We start from the raw sequence: 16,083 nt of genomic DNA on the forward strand, positions 1-16,083 counted from the left end.
GTTGCATCAGTGTTGTCGGAGAAGTTGTTGCGGGTGGGTGAAGTCAAATTTGGATTGCTCGAAACCTGGCAACTGGACGAAAAAACAGGCATCATTGTGACATGAGTCACGTACTGAGTATCAACGATATCCGCACAGCCATCCGGGAGCTGCGGGTCCGCGAGGAGGAAGCCCGCAAGGACGGTCGTGATGCTGACGCGAACGAAATCGCTGAACGCATTCGCGGCTACCAAGAGGAACTCGCAGCACGCCCCTGACCTAAAATGTGTGTGCCGCCAGGCCGTTAAGGTATGGCGGCACATACTTCTGTGTGAGAAACATTCTCGCCGGGCGCTGCATACTGCAGGGCAGGGCATGAATTCGTTTGAGAAAAGGACATCATGTCGTCGTACCTCATCCTCGGCGCCGATACTCTGCTTGCCCGCATCGTTGTCGAGGAATTACTTGCACGTCCTGATTGCACACGAATTACCTTTTTGCACCAGCCCCTAGTGCACTCAGGGTTTGCCCGCAGAAACGCTGATGCAAGCGGGCACTCTGCGTGGTCCGTTGTTGCGGCGGATGAGCGATTGCACACCTACCCTCGCACGCGACCAAAAGATTCAATCGCGCTCTTGCGGCGGCTGGCGGTAACTCATGATCATGTTGTGTGTTTGCCCAACTATGGGTGCGCGCGAAGCAGTGAAGAAGACCTTGACCTGACGATCCGGTGCGCACGTGCGGCTCGTCCGCACAGCACTGTGCACGTTGTTGCTCCTGCTCCGGACGCGGAATGGCTTCTCGGGGCCCAGTCCGACCTCGACGTGCGGCGCTATCACGTGGCAGTTCTAGTCGGGGACGCGCGTACGGGCGAGCTTCCTGAAACTCCGGGACCACTAGATGTGCTTCTTCCGCTAACTCGATTGGCGCGAACCTTTGGTGACCTACCAATACCGGATATTTTCGACGGAATCACCAATGTCGTATCGACGGACTACGCAGCCAAGGCGCTGGTTGCGCTCATCCATGCCGAAGCAGAACCCAATAGTCGGTTTGAACTAGCCCAACCTGAGCCTGAACCAATTTCTCGGGTGTATCGCACCCTGTCAGCCGTCGCGGGCGGCCCGTCCGTGGCCATTCCCATGCCTGGAATTGTCACTCGCGGTGTTACTACCTCGTGGTCTCTCGGAGTTGCGTTCGTTGATGCGCTGCCGTTTGTTGGTGATGTGAACCGTCGAGTACGTCGAGCTGTTTTGACGGAGATCGGATTTACCGAGGGGTTGACTCAATATTGGACGCCACAGATTCTGGCGCAGTCTGTGACGACACTGTCGATTCTCGATGGGCTTGGTTTCGAGCCGACGCCGCTAGCTGACTACGCCCCGAAACTGTACGAACGATGGCTTGCGGAGCGAGACACGGATGGGGCAGTGCATCCTGTCAACGCGATGGCGAGGCGATTAACGGGATTCGCGCCGTGAATGTCAAGATCCCCGCAGGGTGAGGTTCACCTACGGGGATCTGAGGGGCGCGGCAACATTGCGTTGCCAGTTCAGTTTTAGGACGTCACAGCAGTTTTAGGACGTCACTCGACGTGGACGAACCCAACGGTCGGAGCGAAACCGCAGGTGATGGGGCCGTTCGGGCCCTGAAGTGTGACGCTGCCGTGGATTGTGGCCAGCACTCGTCCACTGCCGGTTCGTTCGATTGCGGTGTATGTTGCCGGTCCTTGCGGGTTGATTCCGGCGCTATTGTCGAGTTGCGCTGTGCCAGACCGACCGGTGTCGATGTTGAACCATGACACTGCTAGTGCATCGTGTGGCTTGTGGTCTGTGGCGCCGCCGGTGCCGAGTGCGGTGAACACGAACGCTGCTTCTCGCTTACGTGGTCCCGGTACTGGGATCGCTGCTGGGCCGGAAACAGCGAGCGCTGTTGCGATGGAACTTTGTCCGGGACCAATGCAATCAAACCCAATGGTGGGGTAGAGGAACTGCGAGATTGGCGGGCCGTCCGTAGGAAGTGGCGGTCCACCAGGGGCGGTCGGTTCCGCGACGCTGATGAACGAAACAATTCGTTCGGCGCCATCGCGTACCTCGTTCGGAACTCCTGGCTGCATGAGCAGTCCGGTGAGCGTAGTGATGAGTTCATCATGCGCAGCATCGGGGGAGGCAGCACTGGTGACCGCTGAGCCGATGATCGCGGGAATGATCTCCATTGCGGTGGTGTCAATTGGCGGCGCAGTCTGTGTGGATCCAATCCCAGGTGCCGCTACCACAGCGGCAACGGTGATCGTCAGCGCCGCGAGTGCGTTACGCGGTGTGCGGGTGTGGGGCACTGTGGTTCCGTCCTTGTCTCCGTCGCGACCTACACAAAGTAGGCCGTTATTCCAGCGGCGTACGCGCTGCCGGAGGTTGAATTGCCGTTACATCTCGCTGCCGTTCTTACCGACAGAGCGTCTGCGTGATTGTGCGACTTGGCGGTGTTTGGCCAAGCCGCTAGTTGTTCATATTCACAGGACGCTAGGTTCTTGTGGTTGGGTTTTCTTAAGCGTTACCAACTCTTGGCTGTAGTTCAGCCGAATAAATACTGATTCGCAACATGGATACCAATGTGGTTGTTGTTCTGGGTGATCCGACTACGTTGTCACGATGGTTGGTGCTTGCTAATTACGTCTTCAATTGCTTGCGCAAGGTTGACGTCGAGTTGCGTAATGCCACCCTTCGAGTGCGTGGTGCAGCGAAAATGGACAGTGCGCCAACGAATGTCGATGTCGGGGTGATGATTGGCCTCTTCGGCCAGCGTGGCAATGTCGTTGATGGCGGCGAGTCCGGTGAGAAACGTGGGAAATGTGGCGGCCCTGACGAGTGTGTCACCCTCTCGTTCCCACTGTGGTTGCATCTCTAGTGCGGCAGCGATTTCCGAGTTATTCAGCAGTTCTGACATTTCTTAAGTGTGACATTTGCCACGTGCGACGGAAGCATCATTTCCCATTGTGGATCGAGTGCGTATATCTACCGAAATATGGCGATAGTGTTTGGCACAAGAAGGTGCCACAGCCTGTTGCGCCTCGGCTTGAAATTAGGAGTGTGTCTTGGTTAGACCTCAGCGAATTGTCAGAACAGGTGTTGCGCTAGCCGTGTTGGCGCCCATGGTTGCCGGGTGTTCGTTGCTAGGTACCGATGCTGATGGTGAAGCGGACACCGTAGTTCTGTTGACCCATGATTCCTTTTCACTGCCGCAAGAGCTTTTTGACGCGTTTGAAGAATCGACAGGCATTCGCATTGATCATCGGGCACAGGGGGATGCGGGTTCGCTCACCACTAGCGTGGTTCTGACCAAAGACGATCCACTGGGTGACGTGGTGTTTGGCATCGACAATACGTTTGCCTCACGTGCAATTGACGCTAGTGTCTTTACTGATTTCGAGGCGGCGGTCGCGGTTCCTGAAGAGTTCCGTTACCCGGGCAGCGCAGCATTGACGCCTATTGATTACGGCGATGTGTGCATCAACATCGACACTCGCTTCTTCGCTGAGAACGACATCGCGGAACCGGAAACACTCGATGACTTGCTTAGTGAGAATCACCGGGACCTCACGGTGGTGCAGAATCCTGCGACTTCATCGCCGGGACTCGCGTTCCTGCTAGCGACCGTTGAAACATTTGGTGACGGGTGGCAAGACTATTGGACGGCTCTCCGTGACAACGGTGTTCGTGTCGCCGATGGCTGGACCCAGGCTTACTACGGCGACTTCTCGGGAACAGACGGTGACGGAAACCGCCCCATTGTTGTCTCGTATGCTTCCTCCCCGCCCGCAGAAGCAGGTGAGGACGGTACTCCACCGCCAACTCGGGCGCTCGATGCGACGTGTTTCCGGCAAATTGAGTACGCGGGGGTGCTGGCGGGCACCGAGAAACCGGCCGAAGCTGGCCAGGTGATCGACTTCCTTCTTAGCCCGGAGGTCCAGGAGGCATTTCCCGACAATATGTATGTCTTCCCAGTAGTGGAAGGAACCCCACTTCCAGACGCATATGAGAAGTACGCACCCGCACCAGCGAACCCGATCACGATGTCGCCAGAGCGAATTGGTGACAACCGCGATCAGTGGATATCAGAGTGGCGCAGCCTAGTTCTCGGCTAGCTGAGGCTCCCGAGCAGCACCGTCGCATACCCGCGGCGGTGCTTGTCGGTGTGATACCAGCGCTTTTTCTCGTTGTGTTCTTTGCGTGGCCGGTGGTGGCGATCATGCACCGAGGTTTCGTGGACACAACTGGTGCGTTCGACCCGGGCGGCACCCTTGCGATACTCATGCAGCCATCGGTGTGGTCCATTGCAGCCTTTACTGTGGGGCAGGCTGCCGCGTCGACGGTGTTGACGCTTGCTGTGGGGTTGCCTATCGCTTGGATGCTGGCGCGCGTTGATATTCCAGGCCGAACATTGCTGCGGGTGTTGGTGACTGTTCCGTTTGTGCTGCCCACAGTGGTCGTGGGCATTACCTTTCGGGCGTTGTTCGCCCAGGATGGTCCACTTGGCTTTTTGGGTCTTGACGGAACGGTGTGGGCAATTCTGATCGCCCACGTGTTCTTTAATGTTGCGGTGGTGGCGCGCACTGTCGGCTCTGTGTGGGCTCACCTGGATCCGCGTGCTGAACTTGCGGCCCGCACTCTGGGAGCTTCGCCGTTGCGGGCGTGGTGGACGGTGACGGTTCCTGCTTTGCGGCCCGCGATCACTTCTGCCGCTGCGGTTGTCTTTCTGTTTTGTGCCACAAGTTTTGGCGTTGTCCTCGTGCTTGGCGGTTCTCGATACCGGACCCTGGAAACGGAGATTTACCTTCAGACTGTTCAGGTTTTTGATCTCCGGACAGCGGCAGCTTTGTCGCTTTTGCAGATGGCCACGATTGCGGTGGCGATTGCCGTGGCGACGCTGTCAAGGCCTGGGCGGAAGCAATCGATGTCGTTGCGGCCAATGACGGCGACGAGCCGCAAACCGCAGGGCACCCAGTGGTGTGGGGTGGCCGCGGTGCTGGCACTTATTGGTGTCGTCCTTGTCTTGCCGCCGGTGCTACTGATCATTCGTTCGCTGAGACGGCGCGGTGAATGGAGCCTTGAGGGCTACCGATTGCTGTTTTCGGCGCGGGCTGGGACTAATGGGTTCGAAGCGGCTGCGCTGTCGATTCGGACCGCCACCGATGCCGCCATCCTGGCACTAACTATGGGTGTGCTCGCGGCGATCGCTGTGAGTCGTCTGCAAGGCCGATACGCCTGGATTGCAGATGGGGCGATCCTGCTGCCGCTCGGGATCAGTGCTGTCACAGTGGGTTTCGGTATCCTTATTACTTTGGGACACCTTCCAGGAGACCTCCGACGGTCTGCGCTCATTGTTCCCATCGCGCAAGCCTTGATTGCCACACCGCTCGTCGTTCGTGTGGTTCTGCCTGCCTTGCGGTCCGTTGGCGAACACTTACGTGACAGTGCGGCGATTTTGGGGGCATCACCTGCTCGAGTGTGGTGGAGCGTCGACTTTCCTTTGGTTGCCAGGTCAATTGCTGCGGCTGCAGGGTTCGCCTTTGTCATTGCATTGGGTGAGTTTGGGGCAACGTCGTTTCTTGCGCGCGCCAGTGAGCCCACCTTGCCCGTGTTGATAGGGCGACTCATCGCACGACCAGGCGTAGACAATGTATCCATGGCTCTGTCAGGTGCGGTGGTGTTGTTGGCGCTGACTGCGGCAGTGATTGCGATAGTCGAAGTCGCTCGAATCCGCGATATAGGGGAGTTCTGAGATGCTCACAGTCCAATCGATGAGTGTTCGTTACGGCGATTTCACCGCGGTCGACAATGTCAGCGTCACCATTGATCGCGGGGGGCACATTCTTGCGTTACTGGGGCCGTCGGGTTCTGGGAAGTCGACTGTATTGCGCGGAATCGCTGGGCTCGAACCACTCACTTCGGGGACAGTCAGTTTCGATGGGGAAGACATCACGAACGTGCCGGTCCATAAGCGCAACATTGGGCTGGTGTTCCAAGATGGTCAGTTATTTCCCCATCGCACGGTCACCGGGAACATTGAGTATGGGCTCACCGTGGGTAGTGCTGCGCGCCGCGCGGTGGGTGACGGAGACACGCATCCCAAGCTGACAAAGGCGGAGCGCAGCGCACGTGTTGACGAACTTCTCGATCTTGTGGGGTTGGTCGGGTACGGCTCGCGACGTGTTGACCAACTGTCTGGCGGTGAAGCCCAGCGGGTGGCCTTGGCTCGTGCATTGGCGCCAAGGCCTCGTTTGCTGTTGCTCGATGAACCGCTCTCTGCGTTGGATCGGGGTCTGCGTGATCGTCTTGCCATTGACGTTCGCCATATCGTTGCGGAGTCACACACTCCAACATTGGTGGTTACCCATGACCATTCTGAGGCAGCATTCTTGGCAGACGAGATTGCCGTCATTATTGACGGCACAATCCGGCAAGTGTCCCCGCCTCGATTGTTGTGGCGAAACCCCGCTGACACCGTGGTCGCGAAATTTCTGGGCTTCGAATCGTTTTTGGATGCGCACATTCGACATGGTGTTGCACGGTGTGCGTTGGGTGCCGTTGGCGTTGATGGACCTGATGGGGATGCGGTTCTTGCGCTCGGACAGCATTCACTCGTCGTCGCGCCACATGGTCCTGTTGAGGCAACTGTGGTGTCAGTTGTGGTGCTGCCGGATGGTCTCCGGATGCGCGTCATGATTGATGGCGTGGGGGAGTGCGGTGCTGCAGGGACGTTGTACGACGATGTTGTTGTTGGCCAGTCGATACGGTTGGGTCTCGACGGTCGACGCACAGGAGTGATAGTGCCTCCGAACAGCGGTTCGCCAAGCAATCGCTCCCACGTGCAAGGGACGCGGGCACGAGTTGGCGGCGGTGCGGATGACTGAGCGGCGCGAGGTCGCAGCGGCGGCGTTAACTCAAAATGGGCGGCTACTGATCGCGCAGCGCACCTACCCGCCTGAGTTGGCAGGTTTGTGGGAACTTCCAGGTGGAAAGGTTGACGAGGGGGAGACACCGGAAACGGCACTCAGTCGGGAACTCGAAGAGGAACTTGGCATTCTGTGTTCCGTTGGGTCACGACTCGGCTCAGAGGTGCTGCTTGATCACCGATACGTACTCCGCGCATACCGAGTCGTCCTACTTGATGGGTGCCCGGCAGCGCACGAGCACAGTGCGATTCGGTGGATCGAGCTTGATGAACTCGACGCGATTGACTGGGTAGCGCACGATCGAGAATGGTTGCCTGATCTCGCCGAACTGCTGAGAGAAGAACTGACTCGAAGCGAGTAGGTTTACTTCTTTTTCTTTCCTGGGCGCGGAATGCGGTCTGTGATGATTGCGGCGCCTTTGCTGGCCGCGTTTGTGCTGATGTCGGTGATGCCCTTGATGATTTTTCCAGTTCCGTCGGCGACTTTTCCTTGCAGAATGTCACCTGATCCGTCGACGATCTCACCTGACTTATCAAGTGATGTCATGGCTATATCTCGAGCCTGGTCGATGACGCTGGGGCGCTTCTTCTCACCCTCGGGCTGGTTTTCGCCAGTGTCCTGAGCCTGGTCCTTGTTGTCGTCCTCTGGTGTTGTCATGGTGCCGTCCTGTTCATAGGGCTCCGCTGCCGGTGTTTGGTCGCTGCCGGGGGCGCGGTGCCTGCAGTGGAGTGATGCGGTGAGGTTGTGAGAGCTTCCTCACACCATGCTAGGCGGATCGGCTGGTTGTTGAGAAGACCGTGGACGTGATTAGGCGGCGCGAACTCGCTTGAGTTGCTTTTTCAGGTCCCCACCTTTGACTCCCGCAGCTTCTAGCTTTTTCATTTTGGCAATGACATAGGGACAGCGCAGGCAGCGGTTCTTGCTGCGACAACACTTCTTTTTCGGCTTAAGTTGGCTGACCTTCGCCGCTTTGACTTTGCCCATCGTTTCACTATCTCCGCCGCGTCGGGTGGTGCGAACTCGTATATAAGAAAGCCTAACCTACTTAAGCAAGCATGCCCTAACTGATCTTGTTTGGGTTTCCGATTGAGTCGGAACCGCTCCAAGCGGGTATCGTAAAGACTGATTTGTTATTGATGTGAGATCCTGCCACGTTCCGAACGCGGGCTTGGCGGGGTTTCCTCATGCCTTCGAATGTGGAATCCATCGCGAACACTCAACGTGTCCAGCTAGGTATCTCCACAATTTCGGAGTCACCACCATTACAGGAGCTTGTGTGTCGTCCACCGCTGCGGGTTACCGCAACCCGGCCTTTCGAAACATCGCGATCGTCGCCCACGTTGACCACGGGAAAACCACTCTCGTTGACGCGATGTTGCGCCAGTCAGGTGCGTTCGCTGAACGTGCGGAACTCATCGAGCGTGTCATGGATTCAGGTGACCTAGAGCGCGAAAAAGGCATCACGATCCTCGCGAAGAACACGGCTGTTCGTCGCACCAACCCAGATGGCAGTCAAGTCATCATCAACGTGATCGATACGCCAGGTCACGCGGACTTCGGTGGCGAAGTTGAGCGCGGATTGTCCATGGTTGACGCCGTAGTGCTCCTCGTTGACGCTAGTGAAGGCCCTCTGCCGCAGACCCGTTTCGTGCTTCGTAAAGCACTCGAATCCAGCTTGCCGGTCATTCTCGCGGTCAACAAGACTGATCGCCCAGATGCTCGCATCGCTGAAGTTGTCGACGAGGTGCACGACCTCCTGCTCGACCTAGCAAGCGACCTCGAAGATGCTGACGCATCTGCCGCCGCAGAACACGCGCTAGAGATGCCCGTCATCTATGCCTGTGCACGAGCCGGCAAAGCGAGCCTGACAGCCCCCGCTGATGGTGAAGAGCCAGACTCACCAGATATTCAGCCACTTTTCGACCTCCTGCTTGAGCACGTACCAGCGCCACAGGCCGATCCTGAAGCACCACTGCAGGCCCACGTCACCAACCTTGACGCATCCTCGTTCCTTGGACGTATCGCCCTCGTCCGCATTCACAACGGGAAGCTTCGCAAGGGACAAACGGTCGCGTGGATGCGCGGGGACGGCGAAGTAAAGAGCGTTCGCCTCTCCGAACTCATGCGCACAGAAGGTGTTACTCGTGTTCCTGCAGAGGAAGCCGTCGCCGGTGACATCGTCGCTGTCGCAGGTATCGAAGACATCATGATCGGTGACACACTGGCCGACCCAGCCAACCCTGTTGCGCTTCCTCGCATCACAGTTGACGAACCCGCGATCTCCGTCACGATGGGCACAAACAACTCGCCCCTCGCGGGTCGCAACGGCGGCACAAAAGTCACCGCACGTCTTCTCAAGGCTCGCCTCGATCAAGAACTGATCGGCAATGTTTCGCTTCGCGTTTTGCCCACCGAACGTCCAGATACCTGGGAAGTGCAGGGGCGCGGGGAATTGGCCCTAGCAATCTTGGTGGAACAGATGCGTCGCGAGGGCTTCGAATTGACTGTGGGTAAGCCACAGGTGGTTACCCGGGTCATCGACGGCAAATTGCACGAGCCATTCGAATGGATGCAAATCGACGTACCTGAGGAATACCTCGGTGCCGTCACTCAGGTCATGGCTGCCCGCAAGGGACGCATGGAAAAAATGGTGAACCACGGCCAAGGCTGGGTGCGCATGGAGTTCGTCGTGCCAGCACGCGGGCTTATCGGTTTCCGCACAACCTTCTTGAGCGAAACTCGCGGAACCGGCATCGCCAACAGCCACTCGCACGGCTACGAGCCATGGGCGGGAGAAATCCGCAGCCGCCACACAGGTTCACTGGTCGCAGACCGGGCAGGTGCGATCACCAACTTCGCGCTTCTCACGTTGCAAGACCGCGGTAACTTCTTTGTTGAGCCGGGCGATGCTTGCTACGAGGGCATGGTCGTTGGGGAGAACCCGCGCGCCGAGGACCTTGACGTCAACATCACCAAGGAAAAGAAGCTCACCAACATGCGGTCGTCGACAGGCGATGAGCTTGAGCGGTTGCAGCGCGCTACTCGCCTCGACCTCGAAGGTGCTCTTGAGTTCTGTGGCAGCGACGAGTGCGTTGAGGTCGGGCCGGACATCGTGCGCGTCCGCAAGATCATCCTTGATGCCACCACTCGTCAGCGCGAGCGGTCACGCGCGAAGATCCGCGACAACGCATAACCGCAGGGTCGGATAGGCGCAGGGTCGCTCTGGCCCTGCGTCGCGTCGGCACTGGGTGACAGCGACAGCTTGCGACACGGTGGTGCAATTGATGCCAAAGTTAGTTCCGAATCCCGATTTGTGGACGAGGGCATGGCACGATGGCAGTAGGCGCGGGGTTCAGCGAACCCAGCAGTGACTTTTCAGGTGTGGGAGGAAGCGGTGCAGACATCGTTAACTGCGCGCAGGTCTGTGCGACAGCGGGGGATCGTTGCCGCTGTTGCAGCAACCGTGCTCGCGGTGACAGGGTGCACCGCGAGCCCTCCACCGCCAATTGAGAGCACCGGAACGGTTACTCCCGTGGCGCCTCCAGCGGTGGTGGCGAACGAGATCGTTGTCGCTATCGACGACATCGGCTCGGGTTTCAACCCGCACCTGAAATCACATCTGTCGCCCGTCAGCAGAGCAATCGCTGATCTAGTGCTGCCAAGCCCGTTTCGGCCTGTCGTTGATCCGGCCAACCCGCAAGGCGTGGCATGGGTTCCCGACCCATCTCTGATTGTTTCGGCAGAAGTTACCTCAGACGGCCTTGGCGACGAGCCATTCACCGTCACCTACGTATTGCGTAATGATGCGCAGTGGTCCGATAGCGCCCCGATCGCGGCTGAAGATTTTCTCTATTTATGGCGCCAAATGACGACCCAGCCGGGAGTGGTCGATCCCGCAGGTTATGACCTCATCGAATCAGTCCGATCTGCCGCCGGTGGAAAAACAGTGGTCGTGGAGTTCGTTGACCCATACCCGGCGTGGCGGGAACTGTTTACCCATCTCCTGCCTGCGCATTTAATTAAGGATTCTCCTGGGGGCTTCGACTCCGGGCTGACAGACACAATTCCGGTTTCCGGCTCTCGATTCCACATCCATCGAGTTGATCGGGGCCGCGACGACATTCGGCTAGAACGAAACGATCGTTTCTGGGATGTTCCTGCAGCTGCCGATCGTATCCACCTGCGTCGTGGAGGAACCGCTGCGCAAATCGCCGACTCTCTTCGTAGTGACGATGCACAAGTAGCCGAAGTTCATGGTGGAGCTGCGTTGCAGGCTCAGTTATCGGCTATCCGTGGGGTTAGCACATCTCGCGTGTATCAAACCCGCTCGATGCAACTGACGTTGAACACCAGGGTTGCGCCACTCGACAACAGTCAGGTGCGGCGCGCGCTCCTAAGCTTCCTCGATACCGACGTGCTAGCAACAGTGGGTGGCGGCGGCACTGCAACCGTGGCGGTTGATGAGGCGCAAGTTCTTCCGCCTTCGTCGCCGAACTACACGCCTACCGCGCCGAGTCGACTGCGGTTCGAAGACGCAATGGCAATCCTCAGCGACGCCGGATATGCGCTGGTGGATGACGTACTTCGTGAAGGCGGTGATCCTGCCGCGCCGGCGCTTAATATTGTTTTCGGTGTGCCGGGTGGCGACGAATCCGCACGAGCAGTGGCGAGCACGGCGGCCGATCAGCTTCGGCAAGTCGGCGTGCAGGCCCGTGTGACGCAGGTTGCCCCTGCACGCTTGTATGGCGAAGCGGCAACGAGCGGGGCAATTGACGCCATCGTTGGTTGGACTCAAACCGGATTTGACCCCGCGACAGAGTTGGCTTCGCGGTGGCTATGCCCAACTATTGATGGCGATGTCGTCGCCATTCCTCACCAACCGGGAACTGATGGCGAGTCTGATAGTGCCCCGATGCGTGACTCAATCCGCGCCCCAAGCAACGTATCTGGGACGTGTGCACCAGAGTTAGCCGAACCCATTTACGCGGCACTCACTGGCCAAGCGGACGTCTTGGACGTAATCGCAACTGCTGAGCCCGTACTGTGGGACCTCGCAGCTGTCTTGCCGATCATGCAAGACGTCACAATGTTCGCCGTCCGAGACACGGTGTCGGGTGTCAATCTGGAACTTCCGGTTCCTGTAGGCGTTTTCGCGGAGGCGTCACTGTGGGCACGACTACCGCAATGACCAATAGGGCCGCTGCATATCCTTCAGGCCGGATCCTGTTTGTGCACGCTCACCCAGATGACGAAACCCTCATCACGGGCGGCACTATCGCGAAGTATGTGCGCGAAGGTGCTGACGTGATGGTAGTGACGTGCACACTGGGGGAGGAAGGCGAAGTTATTGGCGACGAGTTCGCGCTGCTGACTTCGGATCAAGCTGATCAGCTTGGTGGATACCGCGTTCTTGAGCTCAGTCGAGCGTGCTCAGCATTGGCCGGAACTGACGGCGTCGGGACGTTGACGCATCAGTTTCTGGGCGGCGCTGGGCGGTGGCGTGATTCCGGGATGGCGGGCACCCCCGCTGCCCAGAATCCACGTGCGTTTGTCAACGCTGACATGATGGTGGCAGCGTCAGAGCTAGCGGCGATAATCTGTGACTTTCAGCCGGACGTGGTGACGACGTACGACCCCAACGGTACCTATGGGCACCCTGATCACATTCGCGCCCATGCCGTCACTCACGCCGCAGTGGAGCTTGCGGCGAGCGGGCACATGGATCATGTGTGGGACGTGCCGCTGTTGTACTGGAGCGTCATCGGTGAGGAGACGCACCGTCAGGCGCTGGACAGTGTGGGCGAGGTCCCACGCGACTGGTTGCGTGATACGTCCGGCGGGCTCGGCTTGTTTCCCGATCATCGGATTACCACACGCATTGATATACGCCCATATTTCCGGCAGAAGGTTGAAGCGTTCCGGGCCCACGCAACACAAGTGACGGTCAGTGACGATGGTGCTTCTTTTGCCTTGTCAAACAAGATCGCGCAACCCATTCTCGGTGAAGAACACTTCGTCCTTGCGCGAACTTCCCCACACGCGACCGCGGACGGTGCTCCTACATCGGAACTACTTGTCCGGAAAGCGTGAGATGACGGCAGCGCAGGAGCCGTATTCGCTATAAGCTCTCTTCAGCAGTTCACGAAGACCAGTACCCTGTGCAACAACAAGAAAGGCCGATCATATGGACATCATTGCTTGGATCCTAGATCCCGCTCAGTTTCAGGTTGAGATCGCCAACGCCTACTGGGGTTCCATCTACGGCGCGGTGGACGACATTAGTTTCCAGTTGACCCAGATGGGCTACCCACCGCGTTGATCTGACTGTCAGCATTGTCAACGCACCCTGTGGAACGAAAGGCATGAGGCCAGCCGTGGTAGCTCCCAAACCGAAAAAGGTAGCCGCGCCACGTCCTCAATGGAAGCGGACGTCGATGTCGTGGCAGACGCAGAAGCCTCGGCCCGTGTACGAGCCACACGTCATCGACAATTACGTTACTGGCGTTCTCGCTGTTAACGGACTACTGCTTGGCGTGCTCTGCGTTCTTCTTCTCCCCAGTTACTGGGGTGAGGTGCCATTTCCGTACTCGGTGCTTTTTGCTGCGATCGGGAATATTGTCTTATTAGAACTAGCGCTGCGTATCGGCTATTCGCTGAAACGAGCTGTGGTTCCTGTCGCGGTGTGGACCGGGGTAGTGCTCCTAGCATTCCTGGGCGGACCAGGCGGGTCCACACTGATACCCACACAAGACCCGCGAGGGCTTTTTCTCCTCATAGGCGGATTAGTTCCCGTTGGGTTTTGGATGTTCCGCGAGGCGATGCAACAGGTTGGTCCGGATCCTTCTGCCGCGCGCAAATCAGCTAGGTGATGTGGCGCAGGGAGTCTGTCATGCCCGGCGTCACTTGCTCAATCAGCGCCCAAGTCTGGGTCATTGGGATATCGATAACCATGTAGGCGCTCGCCCCGGCTGGGGTGGCAGCAACGAGTGTTGCTAGCCCAGCGCGGCGTTGGAAGAACGTCTGTTGGATTGTCCATCCAATGATTCCTTGAGCCGCAACGACATCGCGGGCGCGCATCAACGACCCACTGCGGCAGACAAGCCAACCTGCTGGTGCGGCATGCCCCAGCGACCGGTACCGATCTATGCCAAGTGGCACGGAAGCGACGAAGAACAGTCCGCCTAGTGTCCAACCCCACCACTGGATTTCAACGAACTGCTGGTGAGCTATCCAGAGTCCAGCTAGGACGATGATAGGTGCGAGCATTGCGCGGAACATCCGGCGGCGAAACGCTGCAGGTCCGTGTGGCTTCAGGGGAACTGTAGCCAATGTTTCGTCGTAGAGAACTTCGCTGGCCACGCTATGCGTGCGGCTCCTCGGTGCATCAGGAAGGATGAGGGAGGATTCGCCGGAACCGCTAGAAATCCCGGTCATGATGGCACGAACTCGACCAGCGCCGACCAGGCGTAACAACAGCGGTTCTTCAATGGTGACGCCCCGCAGCCTACGACGGTCGAGTGTGCTTTCGCGTGTGCTCAACAGGCCATGTTTGACCCGCAACGTGCGCCCGTCGTCGTGCAGCGTGAAGCCGGAGAATGTGATGAAATAGCGGGCCATCGCGATGATGCTTGCCGCGATAAGGATGGCGATCACTCCGATTGCCGCAGCAACGATCGGTCCGATTTGTTCGGCGAACTCAGCCGAGTTGATCACAATGTCTGATCGAACGATGCGGTCGATGGCGGCACCGGATTGGAACAGCAGGCCGAAACCTGCCGCTAGTGCGACGACGCCGGTGAAGCTGAGAGGCGCATAGCGTGTCCATTTTGGAGTCCACTTGGCGAGCTCGGGGCCGTCAGAAACGTCGAGTGGCGTTTCCGCCGCTGCGTCACTTTCGGGCGAGTCGGTGTCTTCCGCGCGCCCGCCGGCAAGGAGGATAGATCGTAGCTCAGGAACGCTTTCCGACGGGATTGCGTCGAGTTCAAAACTCGATCCACCGCCAAGTGCGCCGGAACTTTGACCAGTGCCGATGCGTAGCACGGACAGCTTGAGGAGCCGATGCAGAACGGTGGCCCGCACATCGACTGATCGCACACGTGACCGCGGAATGGACAGCACATTGCGGCGGAGCAGGCCAGTCTTCAGCTGGACGTGTTCGGGTCCGACACGGTAGCGCGTGGTGATCCAGTCGATCGCGGCGATGTAGACGAACGCGAATACGGCGATGAGTATCCACATCGGGTTGCCGGTTTGCGCACCCAAAATGAGTGGAACGATGATCGCGGGAAGCGCGCGTACACCTGCCGTGATCGGTTTGACGAAGAGCATGCGTGGATCGAGTTGCTGCCACGGAACGTCGTCATCGCATGAGGGCTGCCCAGGTTGGGTGGGGAGCCACGATGGCCGCGCGGTGAGGAAGCATTGCGGGAGCGGTGCGGGGTCGAAGATGACGCGTGGGTACGGGGGCCGAAACAGCGGCCACACGGACGGAGGTGCGGACTCTTGCCATCCATTCTCGTTCCATCCGGCTTCGTCCGCGCCCACTGGTTTCCAACCGGGTGGTGGCGGCGGGTTATCCGGGCCGTAGGAGTGATAGGGGCCGGTCACGTCGCATCACCGCGGGTGCGTGAGGCTACATCCGTCAGTTCGCGCACAGTCCGGTCAGCAACCTCAACGTCCAGAGCTGGAATCGTGACGGCCCCCGCGGACGATGCGGTTGTCACGGTGACGGTTGCCAGGCCTAGGAACCGGTCTACTGGGCCACGTGTTGTATCCACCGTTTGGATACGTGAAATTGGTGCGATTCTGCGTTCTTGTGTGAACCAGCCTTGGCGCGTGTACACGGCATCACTGGTCACCTCCCACCTATGTACGCGATATCTCCACAGTGGAACACCAATGATGTGCAGCGGTGCGAGGATTAATGTTGCACCTGCTGCGACGAGGTGCCAGGTAGATGTGGCGTCCGCCGAAAGGTTCGCCCATACCCCTTGGGCCATGATGAGGAAAGCCCAGAAGATTGCAATGCCTGATGCCCACATCAACGGCGCTTTTGTGCTGGGTCGCCACGCAGGGTCCGCTACGTGAACTGGAGTGGTTGTCACAGCACTCACTTCCTTGGAGGTTCTGTTTAGTCTGATTTCACTACACGC

General features: G+C 58.5%; 17 protein-coding genes. 11 read left to right on the top strand and 6 right to left on the bottom strand.

Annotated elements, in window-relative coordinates; genetic code table 11:
- The first annotated feature begins 101 nt into the window (after nt 1-101).
- Together IEW73_RS10980 and IEW73_RS10985 are read left to right on the top strand one after the other, a co-directional pair.
- A complete protein-coding gene (locus IEW73_RS10980) occupies nt 102-257 on the top strand; it encodes a hypothetical protein (RefSeq protein ID WP_188674535.1) in 156 nt (51 codons plus the stop codon).
- Nucleotides 258-380: 123 nt separating this feature from the next.
- The gene (locus IEW73_RS10985; protein WP_188674537.1) at nt 381-1,460 is read left to right on the top strand and encodes an SDR family oxidoreductase; all 1,080 of its coding nucleotides are present in this window, start codon (nt 381-383) and stop codon (nt 1,458-1,460) included.
- A gap of 104 nt (nt 1,461-1,564) precedes the next feature.
- Here the strand turns inward: IEW73_RS10985 and IEW73_RS10990 are convergent, their stop codons facing one another.
- Together IEW73_RS10990 and IEW73_RS10995 are read right to left on the bottom strand one after the other, a co-directional pair.
- Nucleotides 1,565-2,314: an Rv1157c family protein gene (locus tag IEW73_RS10990; RefSeq protein WP_188674540.1), complete on the bottom strand. Its 750-nt coding sequence runs from the start codon at nt 2,312-2,314 to the stop codon at nt 1,565-1,567.
- 308 nt (nt 2,315-2,622) lie between these two features.
- Complete coding sequence (locus tag IEW73_RS10995) at nt 2,623-2,922, bottom strand: 4a-hydroxytetrahydrobiopterin dehydratase (RefSeq protein ID WP_188674543.1); 300 nt, start codon at nt 2,920-2,922, stop codon at nt 2,623-2,625.
- Nucleotides 2,923-3,070: 148 nt separating this feature from the next.
- Here IEW73_RS10995 and IEW73_RS11000 point away from each other — a divergent pair, with 148 nt between their 5' ends.
- From IEW73_RS11000 to IEW73_RS11015, 4 genes are read left to right on the top strand one after another with little or no spacing between them, the layout of a single operon-like run.
- Nucleotides 3,071-4,120, top strand: a complete 1,050-nt coding sequence (locus IEW73_RS11000; RefSeq protein WP_229675926.1) for a thiamine ABC transporter substrate-binding protein — start codon at nt 3,071-3,073, stop codon at nt 4,118-4,120.
- Nucleotides 4,096-5,757 (top strand): ABC transporter permease, encoded by a 1,662-nt coding sequence (locus IEW73_RS11005; RefSeq protein ID WP_229675927.1) that lies wholly within the window; start codon nt 4,096-4,098, stop codon nt 5,755-5,757. The genes IEW73_RS11000 and IEW73_RS11005 overlap by 25 nt, the downstream gene beginning before the upstream one ends.
- A 19-nt stretch (nt 5,758-5,776) precedes the next feature.
- Nucleotides 5,777-6,889 (top strand): ABC transporter ATP-binding protein, encoded by a 1,113-nt coding sequence (locus tag IEW73_RS11010; RefSeq protein ID WP_229675928.1) that lies wholly within the window; start codon nt 5,777-5,779, stop codon nt 6,887-6,889.
- Nucleotides 6,882-7,292, top strand: coding sequence for a (deoxy)nucleoside triphosphate pyrophosphohydrolase (locus tag IEW73_RS11015; RefSeq protein WP_188674550.1), 411 nt, complete (start codon nt 6,882-6,884; stop codon nt 7,290-7,292). Before IEW73_RS11010 ends, IEW73_RS11015 begins: the two co-directional genes overlap by 8 nt.
- A gap of 2 nt (nt 7,293-7,294) precedes the next feature.
- On the opposite strand, the gene IEW73_RS11020 is transcribed toward IEW73_RS11015, so the two are convergent.
- Together IEW73_RS11020 and IEW73_RS11025 are read right to left on the bottom strand one after the other, a co-directional pair.
- A complete protein-coding gene (locus tag IEW73_RS11020; RefSeq protein ID WP_188674552.1) occupies nt 7,295-7,588 on the bottom strand; it encodes an Rv1893 family protein in 294 nt (97 codons plus the stop codon).
- A gap of 150 nt (nt 7,589-7,738) precedes the next feature.
- On the bottom strand, nt 7,739-7,915 hold the full coding sequence (locus IEW73_RS11025) for a hypothetical protein (protein WP_188674555.1): 177 nt from the start codon (nt 7,913-7,915) through the stop codon (nt 7,739-7,741).
- A 292-nt stretch (nt 7,916-8,207) separates the two neighbouring features.
- Between IEW73_RS11025 and typA the strand changes: the two genes are divergently transcribed.
- From typA to IEW73_RS11045, 5 genes are all read left to right on the top strand, one after another.
- On the top strand, nt 8,208-10,124 hold the full coding sequence (gene typA / locus IEW73_RS11030) for a translational GTPase TypA (RefSeq protein WP_188674558.1): 1,917 nt from the start codon (nt 8,208-8,210) through the stop codon (nt 10,122-10,124).
- A 201-nt stretch (nt 10,125-10,325) separates the two neighbouring features.
- Nucleotides 10,326-12,119 (top strand): ABC transporter family substrate-binding protein, encoded by a 1,794-nt coding sequence (locus IEW73_RS11035; protein WP_229675929.1) that lies wholly within the window; start codon nt 10,326-10,328, stop codon nt 12,117-12,119.
- Entirely contained in the window at nt 12,098-13,021 is a 924-nt protein-coding gene (gene mshB, locus IEW73_RS11040; RefSeq protein WP_229675930.1) for an N-acetyl-1-D-myo-inositol-2-amino-2-deoxy-alpha-D-glucopyranoside deacetylase, read from the top strand. The genes IEW73_RS11035 and mshB overlap by 22 nt, the downstream gene beginning before the upstream one ends.
- A 94-nt stretch (nt 13,022-13,115) precedes the next feature.
- Nucleotides 13,116-13,250, top strand: a complete 135-nt coding sequence (locus tag IEW73_RS16635) for a hypothetical protein (protein WP_268236298.1) — start codon at nt 13,116-13,118, stop codon at nt 13,248-13,250.
- A 115-nt stretch (nt 13,251-13,365) separates the two neighbouring features.
- On the top strand, nt 13,366-13,800 hold the full coding sequence (locus IEW73_RS11045; RefSeq protein WP_188674561.1) for a hypothetical protein: 435 nt from the start codon (nt 13,366-13,368) through the stop codon (nt 13,798-13,800).
- On the opposite strand, the gene IEW73_RS11050 is transcribed toward IEW73_RS11045, so the two are convergent.
- Nucleotides 13,793-15,538, bottom strand: a complete 1,746-nt coding sequence (locus IEW73_RS11050; protein WP_229675931.1) for a PH domain-containing protein — start codon at nt 15,536-15,538, stop codon at nt 13,793-13,795. The genes IEW73_RS11045 and IEW73_RS11050 overlap by 8 nt on opposite strands.
- A complete protein-coding gene (locus IEW73_RS11055; RefSeq protein WP_372433578.1) occupies nt 15,535-16,044 on the bottom strand; it encodes a PH domain-containing protein in 510 nt (169 codons plus the stop codon). The genes IEW73_RS11050 and IEW73_RS11055 overlap by 4 nt, the downstream gene beginning before the upstream one ends.
- Nucleotides 16,045-16,083: the final 39 nt, after the last annotated feature.

This window comes from Hoyosella rhizosphaerae (genome assembly GCF_014643175.1).
GTDB lineage: Bacteria > Actinomycetota > Actinomycetes > Mycobacteriales > Mycobacteriaceae > Lolliginicoccus > Lolliginicoccus rhizosphaerae.

Coding starts and splice junctions, on each gene's coding strand:
- IEW73_RS10980 (WP_188674535.1), top strand. CDS start 102: ATGAGTCACGTACTGAGTATCAACGATATCCGCACAGCCATCCGGGAG.
- IEW73_RS10985 (WP_188674537.1), top strand. CDS start 381: ATGTCGTCGTACCTCATCCTCGGCGCCGATACTCTGCTTGCCCGCATC.
- IEW73_RS10995 (WP_188674543.1), bottom strand. CDS start 2,922: ATGTCAGAACTGCTGAATAACTCGGAAATCGCTGCCGCACTAGAGATG.
- IEW73_RS11010 (WP_229675928.1), top strand. CDS start 5,777: ATGAGTGTTCGTTACGGCGATTTCACCGCGGTCGACAATGTCAGCGTC.
- IEW73_RS11015 (WP_188674550.1), top strand. CDS start 6,882: ATGACTGAGCGGCGCGAGGTCGCAGCGGCGGCGTTAACTCAAAATGGG.
- IEW73_RS11020 (WP_188674552.1), bottom strand. CDS start 7,588: ATGACAACACCAGAGGACGACAACAAGGACCAGGCTCAGGACACTGGC.
- IEW73_RS11025 (WP_188674555.1), bottom strand. CDS start 7,915: ATGGGCAAAGTCAAAGCGGCGAAGGTCAGCCAACTTAAGCCGAAAAAG.
- IEW73_RS16635 (WP_268236298.1), top strand. CDS start 13,116: ATGGACATCATTGCTTGGATCCTAGATCCCGCTCAGTTTCAGGTTGAG.
- IEW73_RS11045 (WP_188674561.1), top strand. CDS start 13,366: ATGTCGTGGCAGACGCAGAAGCCTCGGCCCGTGTACGAGCCACACGTC.